The sequence below is a fragment of the Amniculibacterium sp. G2-70 genome (assembly GCF_014353055.1).
Lineage (GTDB): Bacteria > Bacteroidota > Bacteroidia > Flavobacteriales > Weeksellaceae > Amniculibacterium > Amniculibacterium aquaticum.
On the sequence record NZ_CP060698.1, the window covers coordinates 988,886 to 1,005,532 of the forward strand.

At 36.7% G+C, this 16,647-nt stretch carries 12 protein-coding genes and 2 tRNA genes; 5 read left to right on the forward strand and 9 right to left on the reverse strand.

Annotated elements, in window-relative coordinates:
• Positions 1–42 precede the first annotated feature (42 nt).
• The 5 genes from H9Q20_RS04525 (at position 43) to aroQ (ending at position 2,388) form a co-directional block, all read left to right on the forward strand.
• On the forward strand, positions 43–1,341 hold the full coding sequence (locus H9Q20_RS04525; protein ID WP_124639633.1) for an N-acetylmuramoyl-L-alanine amidase: 1,299 nt from the start codon (positions 43–45) through the stop codon (positions 1,339–1,341).
• Positions 1,342–1,397: 56 nt separating this feature from the next.
• Positions 1,398–1,469: transfer RNA gene (locus tag H9Q20_RS04530), tRNA-Glu, on the forward strand.
• Between the two features lie 107 nt (positions 1,470–1,576).
• Positions 1,577–1,831 (forward strand): 30S ribosomal protein S20, encoded by a 255-nt coding sequence (gene rpsT / locus H9Q20_RS04535; protein WP_124639631.1) that lies wholly within the window; start codon positions 1,577–1,579, stop codon positions 1,829–1,831.
• Between the two features lie 13 nt (positions 1,832–1,844).
• Positions 1,845–1,916, forward strand: a tRNA-Glu gene (locus H9Q20_RS04540).
• 58 nt (positions 1,917–1,974) lie between these two features.
• Entirely contained in the window at positions 1,975–2,388 is a 414-nt protein-coding gene (aroQ, locus tag H9Q20_RS04545; RefSeq protein WP_124639629.1) for a type II 3-dehydroquinate dehydratase, read from the forward strand.
• 93 nt (positions 2,389–2,481) lie between these two features.
• Here the strand turns inward: aroQ and pckA are convergent, their stop codons facing one another.
• From pckA to H9Q20_RS04590, 9 genes are all read right to left on the reverse strand, one after another.
• Entirely contained in the window at positions 2,482–4,083 is a 1,602-nt protein-coding gene (gene pckA / locus H9Q20_RS04550) for a phosphoenolpyruvate carboxykinase (ATP) (RefSeq protein ID WP_124639627.1), read from the reverse strand.
• A 121-nt stretch (positions 4,084–4,204) separates the two neighbouring features.
• Positions 4,205–5,113 (reverse strand): GYDIA family GHMP kinase, encoded by a 909-nt coding sequence (locus H9Q20_RS04555; RefSeq protein ID WP_124639625.1) that lies wholly within the window; start codon positions 5,111–5,113, stop codon positions 4,205–4,207.
• A 51-nt stretch (positions 5,114–5,164) separates the two neighbouring features.
• Positions 5,165–6,040, reverse strand: coding sequence for an ACP S-malonyltransferase (fabD, locus tag H9Q20_RS04560; RefSeq protein ID WP_124639623.1), 876 nt, complete (start codon positions 6,038–6,040; stop codon positions 5,165–5,167).
• 49 nt (positions 6,041–6,089) lie between these two features.
• The gene (locus tag H9Q20_RS04565) at positions 6,090–7,736 is read right to left on the reverse strand and encodes a LysM peptidoglycan-binding domain-containing protein (RefSeq protein WP_124639621.1); all 1,647 of its coding nucleotides are present in this window, start codon (positions 7,734–7,736) and stop codon (positions 6,090–6,092) included.
• 28 nt (positions 7,737–7,764) lie between these two features.
• Positions 7,765–9,357 carry a bacillithiol biosynthesis cysteine-adding enzyme BshC gene (gene bshC, locus H9Q20_RS04570; protein WP_187478392.1) on the reverse strand — a complete coding sequence of 531 codons (1,593 nt, stop codon included), beginning with the start codon at positions 9,355–9,357 and terminating at the stop codon, positions 7,765–7,767.
• Positions 9,358–9,366: 9 nt separating this feature from the next.
• Complete coding sequence (locus H9Q20_RS04575) at positions 9,367–11,295, reverse strand: putative porin (RefSeq protein WP_124639617.1); 1,929 nt, start codon at positions 11,293–11,295, stop codon at positions 9,367–9,369.
• An 87-nt stretch (positions 11,296–11,382) separates the two neighbouring features.
• Positions 11,383–12,189 (reverse strand): hypothetical protein, encoded by an 807-nt coding sequence (locus tag H9Q20_RS04580; RefSeq protein ID WP_187478393.1) that lies wholly within the window; start codon positions 12,187–12,189, stop codon positions 11,383–11,385.
• Positions 12,190–12,207: 18 nt separating this feature from the next.
• Complete coding sequence (locus tag H9Q20_RS04585; protein ID WP_187478394.1) at positions 12,208–13,740, reverse strand: RagB/SusD family nutrient uptake outer membrane protein; 1,533 nt, start codon at positions 13,738–13,740, stop codon at positions 12,208–12,210.
• A 27-nt stretch (positions 13,741–13,767) separates the two neighbouring features.
• Entirely contained in the window at positions 13,768–16,641 is a 2,874-nt protein-coding gene (locus H9Q20_RS04590) for a SusC/RagA family TonB-linked outer membrane protein (protein WP_187478395.1), read from the reverse strand.
• Positions 16,642–16,647 lie beyond the last annotated feature (6 nt).

Sequence of the window (16,647 nt, forward strand, 5' to 3'; positions counted from 1 at the left end):
AAATTCGGCTTCAAAATTAAATATAATTTTTAAAATTTAGAGATGAACCTAATAAGATTTTATTTTAAAAGATATTTCACATTCATTTTCGTTTTTTTATTTGGATTAACGATGGCTCAAAAAAAATTCACCATCGTCCTAGATGCAGGTCACGGTGGCGAAAAAGATCCGGGTGCAACTAGAAAATACGACGATTTGGGTACCGTTCGTGAAAAAGACATCACCTTGGCAATCGTACTAAAACTGGGTAGGATGTTGGAAAAAAACAAAGAATACAAAGTGATCTACACCAGAAAGGAAGATTTCTACCCGTCCTTAGGAGATAGAACCGACTTGGCCAACAACAGCAAAGCCGACTTATTTATATCCGTACATGTAAATTCTACCGCCAGCAAAATAGCGACTGCTACAGGTACAGAGACTTTTGTACAAGGTCCTAACCAAAACAAAACCAACTTAGAAGTTGCTAAAAGAGAGAACGATGTGGTCTTTTTAGACGACAAGGATAGAGAACGATTCGCGTCTTACGATCCCAGTTCTCCGGAATCCCTAATTGCATTAAAGGTTAACCAAAGCAAATACCTTATGGCCAGTCTTACCTTTGGAGCATTGGTGGAAGAAAATTTTGTAAACAAAGACAAAAGATACTCCAGAGGAGTAATGCAAAAGGATCTCCATGTCCTTAGGATGAATGCCATGCCTTCTGTTTTGATAGAAACCGGCTTCATCAACAATCCGGAAGATGCTCGATATCTGGCTTCCGACAACGGCCAAGACGAAGTTGCAGCCAGCATCTTTGATGCAATCATCAAATACAAGAAAACCATTGATCAAAAAAGTGGAATAAAATCCGGACCTAAAAAAGAAGACAAACCCGCTGAAATTCCTTTGAAAAATGATTTCAGAATCTTTTTATTCAGCAGCGCCAACAAATACAATGAAAACGACCCCGAACTAAAAGGTCTCAACAACATTTTGATCTTAAAGGAAAACGACATGTACAAATATTATTATGGTGCTACCAATATGGCTTCTATAAGAGACAACAACCAAAAGACTGCAAGAGATGCAGGATTTAGAAATTCTTATTCCGTTGGCTTCGTCCCTAACCAAAGCATCAATTTTGGATATTACACCTTAGAAGTTGCTGTAAGTAAAGAGAAGTTAAACTCGAAATCGTATGTACAACAAACGCTTAGTCCATTGGAAAGAAACAAGAAGGACGGTATATTCTATTATACTTACGGTAAGGTAAACAACCTGGAAGACGCTATAAAACTGCAAAAAGAAATAGAGGCCAAAGGGATAAAAAACTCAGTAATCGAAAAAAAAATAAAATAAATTAAAAATACACTTGCAGATATAAAAAATATTCCTACTTTTGCAACCGGAAAAACGGCCTATTCGTCTAGTGGTTAGGACTCAAGATTTTCATTCTTGCAACAGGGGTTCGATTCCCCTATAGGCTACTAAGTTTTTTCAAATATTTTCTCAATCGAAAAAAAAATTGAAAAAATATTTGCAGAATAAAAAATAAGTTATATCTTTGCAACCACAATTGAGACAGTAAGTAATTATGGCAAATCATAAATCAGCATTAAAGAGAATCAGACAAAACGCAGTAAAAAGATTGCGTAACAGATATTATCATAAGACTGCTAGAACAGCTATGAAAGTATTAAGAAATGAAGAGGACAAAAAAGTTGCTACTGAGCAATTGCCTAAAGTAATTTCTTTGTTGGATAAGTTGGCTAAGAAAAACATTATTCACAAGAATAAGGCTGCTAACTTAAAAAGTAAATTGACTAAGCACGTTAACAAATTAGCGTAATTATAAAATCTACGGCCCGTTCGTCTATCGGTTAGGACCTCAGATTTTCATTCTGGTAAGAGGGGTTCGATTCCCCTACGGGCTACAAACCTTCAGAGCAATCTGAAGGTTTTTTTATTATATTTGAATAAAAAAAAAATAAAATGAATATTCTCATTGTCAACGGTCCCAATCTTAATCTCTTAGGTAGTCGCGAGCCTGAAATCTACGGCTCCACAAGTATGGAAAGTTTTTTAGAAACTTTAAAAAAGGAATTTAGTAGCTTGAATATTCATTATTTCCAATCAAATATAGAAGGGGAAATTATCAACCGTTTGCATGTTGATGATTACGACGCCTTAATCATCAATCCTGGTGCTTATTCACATTATTCCTACGCCATAGCAGATGGCCTTAAAAACATTAAAAAACCTAAAATTGAAGTCCACATTTCTAACATCTACAAAAGGGAAGAATTCAGGCAAAAATCGGTTACTGCTGCACAATCGGACGGTGTAATTACCGGTTTTGGTCTTAACGGCTACCGATTGGCTGTTTTAAATTTAGTACACTCGTAACAAAGGAAAATCAGAATGCCAACTCAAATTGTCCCACAAAATAAAAAACCGCTCTCTTTTGAGAACGGTTTTATTATAATTGATAAGATAATTTTATAGTTGAGGACCTGCTGCAACCAATCTTTTACCTTCTTCGTTATCGCAATATTGCTCGAAGTTTTTAATGTATCTTCCTGCAAGATCCTTAGCTTTCACTTCCCACTCAGAAGCATCGGCATAGGTTGCTCTTGGATCCAAAATACCTTCAGAAACATTTGGCAACGCTGTAGGAATTTCTAAATTCATAATTGGCACGATGGTTTTTTCTGCTTTCTCGATAGAACCGTCGATGATTGCATCAATAATCGCTCTGGTGTCTTTTAGAGAAATTCTTTTACCAGTACCGTTCCAACCAGTGTTTACCAAATAAGCTTTAGCACCGTGCTCTTTCATTTTACCGATTAAAGTTTTAGAGTACATGGTTGGGTGAAGGGTTAAGAAAGCCTCACCAAACGCTGGAGAGAAAGAAGGTTGAGGTTCTGTAATTCCTCTTTCAGTACCCGCTAATTTTGAAGTATATCCACAAAGGAAGTGATATTGAGCTTGATCGTCATTTAAAATAGAAACCGGAGGCAATACTCCAAAAGCATCTGCAGATAAGTAAACTACTTTTTTTGCATGTCCCGCTTTGGATGGCAATACAATCTTGTTGATGTGATAGATTGGGTAAGAAACTCTGGTATTTTCTGTAATTGAGCCGTCTTTGTAATCGGCAACACCGTTATTAACAACTACATTTTCCAGCAAAGCATCTCTCTTAATCGCACGGAAAATATCCGGTTCTTTTTCTTCAGAAAGATCGATCACTTTTGCATAACAACCACCTTCATAGTTGAAAACTCCATTGTTATCCCAACCGTGTTCGTCATCACCGATCAAATATCTTTTAGGATCTGCAGACAAAGTAGTCTTACCTGTTCCGGATAGACCGAAGAAAAGGGCAACATCGCCGTCTTCACCTACATTCGCAGAACAATGCATAGAAGCCATTCCTTTTAAAGGTAGATAATAGTTCATCATGGCAAACATCCCTTTTTTCATTTCACCACCGTACCAAGTACCGCCGATGATTTGCATTTTTTCGGTAAGGTTAAACATTACGAAATTTTCAGAGTTTAATCCTTGTTCTTTCCAGTTCGGGTTCGTTGTTTTAGAGCCGTTCATAACGATGAAATCCGGTTCTCCAAAGTTTTCCAACTCATAATTGGAAGGACGAATGAACATATTGGTTACAAAATGTGCTTGCCAAGCTACCTCCATAATGAATCTCACTTTCAGACGGGTATCCGGGTTGGTACCGCAATAGGTATCTACAACATATAATTTTTTTGAACTTGACAATTGGTCGATAACCAAAGATTTACAAGCTGCAAAAACTTCTGGAGTAGTTGGCAAATTCACTTTACCGTCCCAATTGATGTTATCTTTGGATACATCATCTTTAACGATAAATCTATCTTTAGGAGAACGCCCTGTGAACACACCTGTTTTTACAGAAATCGCTCCAGATTCAGTCAATTCACCTACTTCGTATCCTTGGTTTTCTGTTGAGATTTCGTCTTGATAAAGTTCTTCGTATGAAGGATTATAAACTACTTCTTGGAATCCTTTAATTCCCATTTGATGCAACTGATCAATAATTTTGTCGTTTTTCATAATTACTTCTCTGTATTTTACAGATTATTAGATTAATTTATAGTTAAAAAAATAAGGTTCTAAAGATATTAATAAAGCACTAAATTGGCAAATAATTGTAACTGATATAAAACATTATCAATCACAAAATTAGTTGTTCCCAATCCCAGATATCGGCAAATCCTTTGTCCGAAAAGTATGCCCGGTATCCTTCAAATTTTTGGGTAAGGACAAAATCTCCACCCCAAGCCCCAAGACTTTTCACAAAAACAGGACAGTCGGAAAAGCGACTGCTTTTCACCGTTTCTAGTCCTAAAAACTCAGAGACTTTCCCTTCATGAATGTCCATTAAATTTGAAAATGCACTCATGTTTTTAGCATTCAAAATTTCATTGGTTAAAGAAGACATTTCGTCAATCATAGAGGTGCTTTTCTCTTTTGATCGATACAATCGTATGCCCTCACGAGAGTCTTTTTTTTGATTGAGATGAATAAAAATAAGTTCAGAATAAAAATCCGGTTTATAAACCATAGATTTTATTTCTCTTTTGGGTGTACACGAATATAAAATTGCTGTTTTTCTTTCGGCAACAGCGATATCATAACCGCTACCACCAAGTGATATTTCGTTGAGTTTAAAAGGACAAACTCCGGCCCAACTTGCCAAATTGGTCATCAAAGTCGAACTACTACCCAAACCATAATTGGATGGAAACTGAAGGTTGGTTTTAAAGTGGTACGAATTACCTTTTTCGAAAATACCTCCTCTCAAAAATTCAACATTTTGCAAGGTTTTTTTCACAAATTCAGCCGAAACCACATCGTTCGTTTCAATTATTTCCCAAGTCGTGAAGTCAATAACGGCTTTTAGCCATGGTCTATTTTGATGATGGGCTTCCCAAAAAATAAAAGAAGCTTGGTCTTCCATAACTCGAACCACCATTTCCTGTCCGGCTTTTGTAGGAACAGCCAAAGCAAGTGCTCCATCCAAAACGAAGTACTCTGATGTTAATAAAAGTTTGCCGGGAGAAAAAATAGGAGACTGAATCATGAGTATATAAAGAGAAAAACCACAATTTTCCTGTGGTTTTCTGTTCTTATTTTAAATTGCTGAAGACAATACTGCTTCTGAGTTGATCTTTTTCACAAGACCTTGCAGTGTTTTTCCAGGTCCTACTTCTACAAAATTAATTGCACCATCGGCAATCATATTTTGAACAGTTTGAGTCCATTTCACAGGCCCTGTCAATTGTTTAATCAGGTTTTGTTTTATCTGTTCAGGATCAGAAACGGCTGTTGTAGTTATGTTTTGATACACCGGGATGGTTGCATTTCTAAACTTTGTATTTTCTATGGCAATGGCCAATTTTTCTTGTGCGGGCATCATCAAAGGAGAATGAAAAGCCCCATTCACAGGAAGCAACAAAGCTCTTTTTGCACCGGCTTCTTTCATTTTTTCACAAGCCAATTCCACAGCTTTTGTTTCACCTGAAATTACCAACTGACCTGGGCAGTTGTAATTTGCCGGAACCACAATACCATCAACAGAAGCACAAATTTCTTCCACTTTTTCATCGGCCAATCCTAGGATTGCAGCCATAGAACTCGGATTGGCATCGCAAGCTTCCTGCATGGCTTTAGCTCTTGCTGCCACCAGCTTCAATCCGTCTTCGTAAGAAAGAACTCCGTTTGCAACCAAAGCAGAAAACTCTCCCAAAGAATGCCCTGCAACCATTTCGGCACCCAGTCCATTCACTGCTTTTAGAGCAGCTACAGAGTGTAAAAATATAGCCGGTTGCGTTACCTCGGTTCTTTTAAGATCTTCGTCTGATCCGGAGAACATGATGGAAAGTATATCGAAGCCTAAGATCTCATTTGCTGCTTGCATCAAATCCTTTACATCTTTTCTGGAATCGTACAATTCCTTTCCCATTCCTACGAACTGAGAACCTTGACCAGGAAATATTAGTGCTTTCATAAATATAATTGAATGTTTTATAGGTTTTTAGTTGTTTATTTTAAAGGTATCAATACCTTACCACTCTGAACCCCGTATTGATAAAAGCGCCATTGTTTTTAGCTTTTACAAATTCAAACTTGGTTGCCAATTGAGTTTGTACCTTCGTTATTTGCTTAAATAGTTCACCGGATTTGTTCTCACGGCTTAACATATCGTTCACCACATCAAAACCTATGATGGCGTATTTGGATGGTGTTGTACAGTATTTAGCTTTGTAATCGGCTAGGATTTCTTTTTCAAAAGTCCCATCCGTATTAATTTTTCTATCAATAAGATACACGAGATTCACCTGAGACAAATCGTCAATTTTCTTCTCAAAACTAGAAGAATAATACATGCTGAATGCTTTATTCCCCGTAGATTCTTTGGACAACTGTATCATGCGATTGGTAAAGGCTTCGCCAGAAATTTGTTGAGGATCTGATAAAATAGCAATGATGGGAGCCGGTTGTCCGGTCATCATATTCTTATCGATCTTGATGTCGTCCGCTGATTTAACAATACTTACGACCGCATTTTTTAATTTTTTCTCCAACTGAGCACGAATGTACTGTGCGTTTCCGGGATCGTTACCTGCTAAAATATAAATTTTTTGGTTGGAATATACTTTTTCCACCTCTTCGTTGATCTTGTCGGCATAGACTTTATCGTTGGTTTCAACAATAATCAGATTGTTATAATCGTATAAATCTTCTGAGTTGGCAAATGGAGACACGATCGGAATTTTTTTATCCCCTACAAATTCCAAAGCTTCTAAAATACTGGACTTGAAAAAAGGACCGATCATCAAATCGGTGTTGTTGACATTGATCTGAGAAAGTGAATTTTTAAAACTCTGTTCATTTCCGGCATCAACCACTATAACATCTAATTTTTGACCGGATTTTGCATTTCTTTCTATTGCTAATTTTGCCCCTTTTAAAAACTCTAGAGACATCGCTCTGTATTTAGAGTCGTTGGAGTTGTATCCAAACGGCAACATCAAAACTACACCAAGTGCATCACCACTTTTCTTTTTATACGCCACATCCAGTTTTCTAACTTTCAGATTCATCCCAGCTTTTAAGCCTTGAGACAACGATGGATTCCATGCTAAAAGTTCATCGATGCTGGAACCGAATTTATTTACCAAAGAAAAAATGGTATCACCAGATTCTACGGTATAAGTCGCAAACTCATCTTTTGGTGAAACTGAAGTGTTTACAGAAACCGGTGTTGCTGCAACAGGAACAAATACTTCTTGCGGATCGCCGTATTTTTTGATTTTGTTCATAGGAAGCTTCAATTGAGCTCCTATTTTTAAACCTTCTGTTTCTAGTTGTGGATTGTATTTTTTAATATCGCTTTCAGAAACTTTAAATTTCTTTGAAATTCCGTATAGCGTTTGTTTGGGCTGAATGATGATGATTCCCAAATCCGAATCGGATTTTATATTCCCCGAAGGTTTTGATTTAGAATTCACCGTAAGAACATCGCCCAAATTCACTTTTCCATCTTTTATAGAAGGGTTCAGTTTTAAAAGGTCGTCCAGCGTAATTCCGTATTTTTTTGCAATACTGTATGCCGTATCCCCTTGGGATACCGCATGTGTCTGTTGGGCAAAAAGTCCAACAAATAGGGTTGATAATGCTACGGTGAATATTTTTTTTCTCATGTTTTTATAAAGCACAAAATTAAGGCTTTCAAAATGAATAGACAACAACATTGAGTTCGGATTTTTCAATTGAAATATTGTTATAGCAATCCTGAAGCCATTCTGAGCCATAATCGGCATAAAATTCAGAAAAATTCCAAACTCTTTCTTGCCAAATACCGGCAGGATGGACTTCTGAAAATACATTTTCTATTCGAGATACCTTTTCTTGTTGTTTAATTTTCTCCGCTTTCAAAAGTCTTTTTTTCATACGATCGTACGACTTCATTTGTCGCATTTCCTCAGCATTAATCAATTGTCCAAAGCTAAAATCGGTATGAATGGATTGGAATTTAAGTTCCTGAAAAATGGTTTTCAGTTCATTTTCCTTTTCAGAAATTAAGGATTCCAACGGATGATTGGACAATAATTTCGTTTTGATTGCCGTCTGTTTATTTCCCAAAACCTCTTCAATACTTAATCCTAATTTTTGCATTTTCCCTAAAGTTTTTTCAGACAAAAACAGAAGTGAATTTCTAGGGACCAGAATGGGAAAATCCAAATTTATTGACTTAAAACATTCGATCAGTTCCAACCAATAGGCAATTTCCGCATTCCCGCCAATGTAGGCTAAATTGGGTAATATTATTTCCTGAAATACAGGTCTCAAAACCGCATTGGGGCTGAATTTTTCAGGATTATTTTTAAGCTCATTAAGAATTTCTTCTTTTGAAAATTGTAATGAAGTATCTACCACCACAAATTTTTCGCCATCAAATTCAATACGGTTTCTGGTTTTCTCAAGATAAAACAAATTGATTTCTCGAGGATTTACCTGAACTTTTCCATAGTGCTGCTTCAAATCAAGGATGGTCTTCTGAGTACTTTTATACAACAAATTTTCCGTTAGCTCCTTTTGAAAAGTTTCTTTCATAAGAGCTTTCAATCGTTTGTCATCGCCATCGATCATCAACAAGCCGTATTCGGAAAAAAGTTGATGCACCAACTTTCGAGTTGCTTGGGTCAGAGTTTCCCCTTCTTTGTAGGAACTCTTCATGAGGTCTATCAAATCGCCACCAAACTTTCTATCTTTAAAAGAATTTTCAAAATTTTGGATAAAATCTAAGTCTGAAACTTGAATTCGTCCCACTGCTCCACCCGATTCTTCTCGAATCGAAAACACTTCTCCTTCGGCTTTAAAATGATTGATTTCTTCAAAATCATGATCCTCGGTCGCCATCCAAAATAGTGGAACAAAATGATGATTGGGATGGATTTTGTTCAACTCGTTAGTGCTTTTGATAACCTGCGCAATTTTATAAATAAAAAATACAGGCCCCGAGAATAAATTAAGCTGATGCCCCGTCGTTATGGTAAGTGTATTTTTGTTGGATAACCTATCTAGATTTTCTTTTTGCAAAGCACTCAACGATAAATCTTGATGCTGATCGCACAAAACTTCAGAAAGAATTTCTCTATTATAAGGTGAAAAACCTAAAGTTTTAGATTCTATTTTATTCTTAATATTTTCATGATTCCACACCAAAGATTGAGTTCCTTCAATCTTTGCGTTTAGAAAATCTTTCACAAGAGTTGGGATGCTTTCTAAATTCTGAAATGGTATTTGGGCTAAGGCTTTCACGAGACTAAATTAGGAAAATAAATACCACACAATACCTAAATTCAAACGAAAATCGTAAAACGGATAATGTGGCGCTGCATAAACTTTGTTAGGACTGATCAAGGTGGTAAGATGCTGACCTTCGATAAAGAAGAACATTTTTTTTACTTTAAAATTAAAATATGCATCGACAATGGGTTGTCCTCCAATTGCAAAAGAAGTAAGTCCCGGCAAAGCATATTCATTTAAAATGGGCGAAAATTCTCTGGAATTGAATTTACTGAAATAGTACACTTTTATTCCTGTTTGTATTTCAGCTTTATCCTTGAATGCTCTGGATTGATAGAAAAAATTGGCTCTTCCTAAAAAATTAGGAAGTGGCAGCATGTCTTTTCCAGAGCTGTTTTGTTGAAATTGCAAACGGGTATTCAGGAAAAAGCGACCGTAGTTCATGGTAGTCTCACCTCCGAGTTGGGCAATGCCTACGGCTTCTGAACTTTGTTCGGGTTGATAAAAACGGTTTAGATAAGTATAATTTTCTATTCTGTGGTATTTAGCAAAAAACTTTGTTTGCCAGAATTTCATACCCAATTCACCACCAAAAGACAGTGCATTTTCATTCTGAAAAAAGGGCATTTGGAAATTGTACGACAATACGGGAGATGAATTTACTAAATAATTAAAGCCCGGAGCCGAGGATTTGAAATTGGCAAAAGCATGAAGTGTATAGTCTTTGATGGGTTGAATAAACAAAGAGTTTTGCGATAAAATATAATTTCCAAAAACAGATCCTTTGGACAATTCTAATTTTGAAGCAAGAGAAAATACATCAGAAAATTTATACTTTAAATTTCCGACAAGCCCCAAGCGGTTCTCGCGATATTCCGGCAACATGGGATTTCCCAACAAAGCTTCGTTATTGGTTCCTAAACGAATGAGCTGATGTCGTATCCCCGCATCCAATTTAAACTTTTCGGCATCGTACAACAAAGAAATGCTGTTGCTTAAATTATCAGAAAACTTCTTGGACGAATTGTTTTTATGGTCTATGGCATCAGAAAAAAGACTTAAATCGGCCGATGACATTTCGTAGTAATACTTGTTGCTTTGATTGGAAAAAGTATGGTTGATCTTGAAAGGAAATCGTGCAATATCAAACAATGCCAATTGATGACTGAGATAATATCTTCTGTACGCAAATCGGGAATACGAGTCCGAAAAATTAACCGGTATGGTCTGTCTGTTGCTGATCTCAGAATTTCCCGCTTGGTAGAGCAAATCATATTCGTTAGTTATCCCTCCGTTTTCTTGATTGGTTATGTTTTGATGAATGAAATGTCCAAACAATTCGTAACGGTTATTTTTGGAAATATAATGGGTGGAAATTGTTGTATTGTTATTTACGGCCAAAGATTTTTGATAAGCCCCTTGTGATCGTAGTCCAAAATAATCAATTGCAAAATTGAATCGTTTACCTATATTTTGGGTATAAGTAGAATACAAAGAAGCACCGTTGCTAATACCGTTATGGAATACAAAAGCCGTAGTTGGTGTTTTCACATCGTAATATTTTACTTGATCCGCCGCTACAATTCCGTACGATTTATTGGTTGGCATAAGAGAAAGGTCGTACTGCCCATTCCAATTGTAGGTTAAAGAATTGTATCCAGAACCGATGTTGGCATATTGTATTGCACCAAAATTATCGTGATTGGTGTATTGTGAAAAGGAGTACGACTTGTCATGAGTCAGCAAAGTATCAAAAACTTTTTTTTCTGAAAACTGAGTCTGAAAACGGTAATCCGAAATGGTCGGATTAAAAATTTTGAGAGAATCGTTTTTACCTGAATTAACAACCAAAGTATCTTGATCTACTTCTGTAACTTTATTATTAGGCTTTACGATTTGTGAAAAAATAAGATTGGAAACCAATAAGAATATTAAAAATAAACTTCGCATAGATTAAAGATATCTTGCAAAAATACGAAAATATAGCAATAAAAAACCCCGCTTTAGAAGCGGGGTTGGTATTTATAAAGTAATCAATTACAAAGGTGTAAAAGTACATTCAGTAATAAATACATCAGAGAATAAAGCTTGATCTAACTCAAGATAGATTACTCCAGTGATTGGGTTATAAGTACCTTCTCCACCAGGAGCCCAAGCATCATCACCTACATAAGTAACTTCGGTACAGTTAATGGTTAGAGTACCTTTGTATAGATACTGACCTGCATAACTGTTATTACCTGTAGCCCAAGCTACAAAGTTTGGTCCCCAAGCAGAAGCTACTTTGAACTTGTTATCCGTTCCGGCAACCGGTACGAAAGTTTGAATATGGCTAGGAGCATCTTCGTTGAAAGCATATACATCTACATTGTAAGTCAATGGGAATGTAGTGCTATCAATTGGGCAATTCAATTTGAAAGTTACAGTAACTTCTTTATTGAAGATTGCATTAGAAAGTGTAGAAGATTTAAGAGTAAATACCGCTTTCTTTCCTGCGGTTGCTCCAGCGTTGGTAACATTGATAACAAAATTACCCAAAGATTGACCAGAAACAATCTGACTAGTCCCTTGAACGATTGTGAAATCTGTTCCTAAAACCGCAGTAGATTTAGAAGGTTCGAAAACCAATTCTACAGCATGATCGCCTTCTACAACTTTAGTTGTTCCGAAAGTTACATTGTAGTTTGCACCAGCATCAGTCAACTTTACAAAAGCCGATTGATCAGCTTTGTTAAAGTGTAGTAAAGAATCACCGTCATAAACAGGTAAGTCTTCTTTTTTACATCCTATTAAGGCAAAAGCCATTAATGTGAATGGAAGTATTGTTTTAAAAAACTTTTTCATTGTTAATAAATTTTAAAATTAATAACCAGGGTTCTGTTGTATGGTTGGGTTACCTTGGATCTCCGTAGTTGGGATCGGCATGGTGAATCTATGATCGGTAATAGACAATGTAGTTGGCGTAGCAACGATGTCGTCCAAAGTACTTCTATCGATAGATACATTAGCCTCAGCACCCAATCTTCTCAAATCAATATAACGGTGACCTTCGAATGCCAATTCAACTCTTCTTTCTTTCAAGATATCTTGAAGAGCCTCTGTAGCATTTGCATACACAGGAGTTGCAGCAGTACCGGCATATTTTCTTACTTGACGGATTTGCTTAATATAATTCGCAGCAGTTGGAAGATCGTTTTCTTTAACAGCACATTCTGCTAAGATTAAATACATTTCGGACAATCTAACCACTTTAACATTGTTTTTCAATGGTTGATTCCCTTTACCAGGGTATTTGTCAATAACTCTGTAGATATCGTTTGGAGCCGCCCATTTCGAAGGATCCATGAATGCGTAAGTTCTGATATCAGCTAAGTTAGAAGTTATTGCATCATACAAATTAATACCTACTGTCCAAAGAACTGATCCGTCGATGTCCGTAGAGTTTGTCGTGTACAAAGAAGCAATATTACCTCCTACACCACCGAGTGGACGGTTAAGCGTGAAGATGTTTTCACCGTTAGATTTATCGTTCCATATTTGTCTGTACGGATTTCCTGTTGCCTCACTGTAGAATGAATTGTTCCATGATCCAACACCTGGCGTACCTGCTGGAATTGGAGTTGCAAGGGTAAGGTTAACTCCAGAAGTTGTAATTGCATCTTGTGCATATTGCTTTGCTAAAGCGATGTTTCCTCTGTACAGATACATTCTTGCTCTTAAAGCACTTACGAAAGCCTTGCTTACGAAAAATGGAGCAGCATGTACCGCAACTATAGTTGCAGTAGGATTTAAATTTGCATCAGCATAAGCAAAATCCGCTTCTATTTGAGCCCAAATATCGGCATTTTTTACTCTTGGTAATTGTTCATTTATATCAGGAACATTTGTTGACAAAATAACACCTAAAGCATTATCATCCTTCATATTGGTAGTGAAGTGAGATTGAAGGTTCAGGTAAGAGAATGCTCTCAATACTCTAGCTTCAGCCAATGTATTGTTATAAGCCGCTTGTTCAGTTGCATTAGCTGGAGTGATTTTATCAGCGATTTTCAACAATCTATTCACCTTGTTAATGGTAGAATAAGAAGTTGTCCAAATACCTGCAGCGTAAGCGTCATCAGAATTCACAATATATCTGTGTAGTGCATAATCCCAACCTGTATTGGTAGGTGCAGTACTCAATTCATCTGTAAATACAGAAGCGAATTTAATTTGGCTTGTAATATCTAAACTTGCATAAATAGCACCGTTTAGATACTTTTCTAGGTCAGAAGTCGATTTGAACATCGTTTCTTCTGTCAACTCACCTGCTTGTACAATATCTAGGGCATCGTTACATGATAAAGCAGACATTGATGCAAGTGCTATAAATAAGAAAGTTTTTACTTTTTTCATTGTATATTATTTACTATTAATAATTTACTAAAAATCTACATTAACACCAAGAGTGATGGTTCTTGTGTTTGGATAAACGGAAACAGAAGTTGCAAAAATTGGTTCTGGATCGTATCCTTTCCACTTGGTCCAAGTGTAAAGATTTTCAGCTTGAGCATAAATCTTAAGTCCTTTGATAGAAGTACCTTCTAGAGTTCTTTTTGGCACGCTATATCCTAAGCTAATGTTTTTAAGACGAAGGAAAGACGCATCTGTTAAGAATCTGTCTGAGTCATCAGCATAATCTACATTGCTTGCAGTAAGAGATGGTATATTGGTTACTACATTGGTAGGAGTCCAAGCGTTCAACAAGTCTGCAGAAACATTGGCACTCTTTACGGTTGTAGGATCATTTGCCCAAGCCATTTGATTATCCCATCTCCAAGCACCTTGTTGGAAAGAGAAGTTGGTATCCAAGAAGAATCCTTTGTATTCTGCATTGAATCCGAAACCTCCTGTATATTTAGGCAAATAGTTTTTACCTGTCTTTCTAGCGTCAGTAATGTTGTTTGGAGTTTCAGTTACATTACCGTTGATGTCTAAGAACAACAAGTTACCGTTGGATTGGTTAACTCCAACATAAGGAATAACATACCATTCAGATAACATTTCACCTGCAACATTTCTAATAGTACCAGTAGTGTCGTCTTTCAAAACTTCAAGGATTTTCGTTTTGTTGTAAGCACCGTTTGCGAATACGGATAATTTAACATCTTGATTGTTGATGATGCTGTATCTCAACAACGCTTCAACCCCTCTGTTTTGTAGGCTACCGTTATTACCTTTGATGGAACCCGCACCTGTAATCCAAGAAATATTGATATCATTGTATAATTTATCGGTTTCTTTGTTGTACACATCGATCTGACCGGTTAATCTCTTATTAAACACGCTAAAATCTAAACCAATGTTAGCTTGTTTAATTTCTTCCCATTGAACATTAGGATTCATCAAAGTACCGTTATAGTAAGATCCGTTGATGTTGCTGTATCCCATACCCGGTGCATATAGGTCTCTAACCAAGTTAACACCTGTAAGCAATGGATTGGTTCCTGGATTTCCGGCTACAACATTCTGGTTACCTTGGATACCGTAAGAAGCTCTTAATTTCAACATATCAAAAATAGACCCTTTCATAAAGTCTTCTCTATCGATGTTCCATCTACCGGAAGCCATCCAGAAAGTAGCCCACTTATTATCACCTGTAAAACGATAAGAACCGTCTCTTCTGATCAAACCACTTAGACCGTATTTTCCATCGTAATCATAATCCAAAGTTAGGAAATACGCTAAAGATCCTGCAGTAATTTTACCGGCAGACACAGAAGGTTTATATTTATTTGGATCTGCTGGTGAAAACGGAATATATCCTGTACCCGCACCAAATACCCAGTTAAGAGGGTTAAGACCATTTTGTCTTTGAGCTGTTGAATTGTAATGAACTTTTAAATAATCCATATACAAACCTACATCAAAAGTATGAACATCGTTCAGTACTTTGTGGTAGTTTAAGCTGGAAATGTTTTGGAAGTTAAATTCTCTCGTTTTAGAGAAGTCTTCCATACCTCCAAACTCTGTATTTTCATTCTTAGCAACGATCAATCCTAAATAAGACCATGGAGCTCTTGCGAAGATTCTTTCGTTGTTCTTATAATCGATGTTGGATTTGTTTGTAAAAGTCAAATCATCGGTGATTTTATAAGAAGCAGAGAAGTTGGTATTGATGGTAGTTGCCGTTAATTCGTTCGGAACATTACCTCTTAAGATATCCAACAATGAATAGATCCCTTGTCCATCGTTAAAGTTGGCACCAAAACCGTCCACCATTTGCTGACCGTTTTGGTATTTGTTAGGATCTATAGTCGGAAGACCCGTTAGCACCGCCAACAATGGGTTTTGAATTGAGTTATTGTTCACTCCAGAGTTTCCTTCTTGATCCAACTGATGTCTTTTAGAGAACGCTAAAGCAACATTAGCTGTATAGGTAAATCTATCGTTCAACGATTTACCGTTTAAGTTATTTCTAAAAGTAAATCTTTGGAAATCTGTAGTAGGTACCGTACCTTCTTGGTTGAAATAACCAAATGAAGTATAGTTATTTACATTTTTAGCTCCAAATACCATGGATACATCGTGAGATTGGGTAGTCCCTTGTTTGAAAAGGATTTTTCTCCAATCGGTATTAATCCCGTATGCATCGATTTGAGCATCGGACATCCCAACACCCATACCTTGGCCAGCTGCTCTTTGGATTCTCAAAACTTGATGAGAGTTCGCCATGTTATAATCCACTTCTGGAAGTGTACTTACACCAAAAGAACCGTTATAAGAAACCGTGAATTTTTGATTGAAAGAACCTTTTTTGGTATTGATAACGATAACCCCGTTAGCACCACGGTTACCATAAATGGAAGTACCTGCTGCATCTTTCAATACAGAAATGGACTCGATATCTGCAGGATTTAAGTTACGGAATTCGGTTGAGCTGGACATCATACCGTCGATAACATACAATGGATCTGCAGAAGCCGTCATAGACCCCACCCCACGGATGATCATATCGATTTTTGATGAACCTGGAGAACCGGAGTTGGTACTTACGGTTAGACCAGGAGCTTCACCTTGTAGGGAACTCAAAACAGAACTGTTTGGTCTATTTTCTAATTTAGCAGCACTAATTGTAGTCGTTGCAGACACATCTTTTGGCTTGGTAGCAGTCTTGCTATACCCCAAAATAACTACATCTTCAATTCTTTTCTCTTTCACTACCGTGTCTTTCTTCTTAGTTGCCTGGGCATTAATAGCCTGTGCACCAATAAAGAAAAGCACTCCAGTAGTAAGGATTTTAAATTTTACATTCATATTAAC

What these genes read in the sequence shown, in the direction of transcription:
- H9Q20_RS04580 (WP_187478393.1), bottom strand. Translation starts at nt 12,189, where the DNA reads ATGAAAAAGTTTTTTAAAACAATACTTCCATTCACATTAATGGCTTTT.
- fabD (WP_124639623.1), bottom strand. Translation starts at nt 6,040, where the DNA reads ATGAAAGCACTAATATTTCCTGGTCAAGGTTCTCAGTTCGTAGGAATG.
- rpsT (WP_124639631.1), top strand. Translation starts at nt 1,577, where the DNA reads ATGGCAAATCATAAATCAGCATTAAAGAGAATCAGACAAAACGCAGTA.
- H9Q20_RS04555 (WP_124639625.1), bottom strand. Translation starts at nt 5,113, where the DNA reads ATGATTCAGTCTCCTATTTTTTCTCCCGGCAAACTTTTATTAACATCA.
- pckA (WP_124639627.1), bottom strand. Translation starts at nt 4,083, where the DNA reads ATGAAAAACGACAAAATTATTGATCAGTTGCATCAAATGGGAATTAAA.
- H9Q20_RS04565 (WP_124639621.1), bottom strand. Translation starts at nt 7,736, where the DNA reads ATGAGAAAAAAAATATTCACCGTAGCATTATCAACCCTATTTGTTGGA.
- H9Q20_RS04525 (WP_124639633.1), top strand. Translation starts at nt 43, where the DNA reads ATGAACCTAATAAGATTTTATTTTAAAAGATATTTCACATTCATTTTC.
- H9Q20_RS04575 (WP_124639617.1), bottom strand. Translation starts at nt 11,295, where the DNA reads ATGCGAAGTTTATTTTTAATATTCTTATTGGTTTCCAATCTTATTTTT.
- H9Q20_RS04585 (WP_187478394.1), bottom strand. Translation starts at nt 13,740, where the DNA reads ATGAAAAAAGTAAAAACTTTCTTATTTATAGCACTTGCATCAATGTCT.
- aroQ (WP_124639629.1), top strand. Translation starts at nt 1,975, where the DNA reads ATGAATATTCTCATTGTCAACGGTCCCAATCTTAATCTCTTAGGTAGT.
- H9Q20_RS04590 (WP_187478395.1), bottom strand. Translation starts at nt 16,641, where the DNA reads ATGAATGTAAAATTTAAAATCCTTACTACTGGAGTGCTTTTCTTTATT.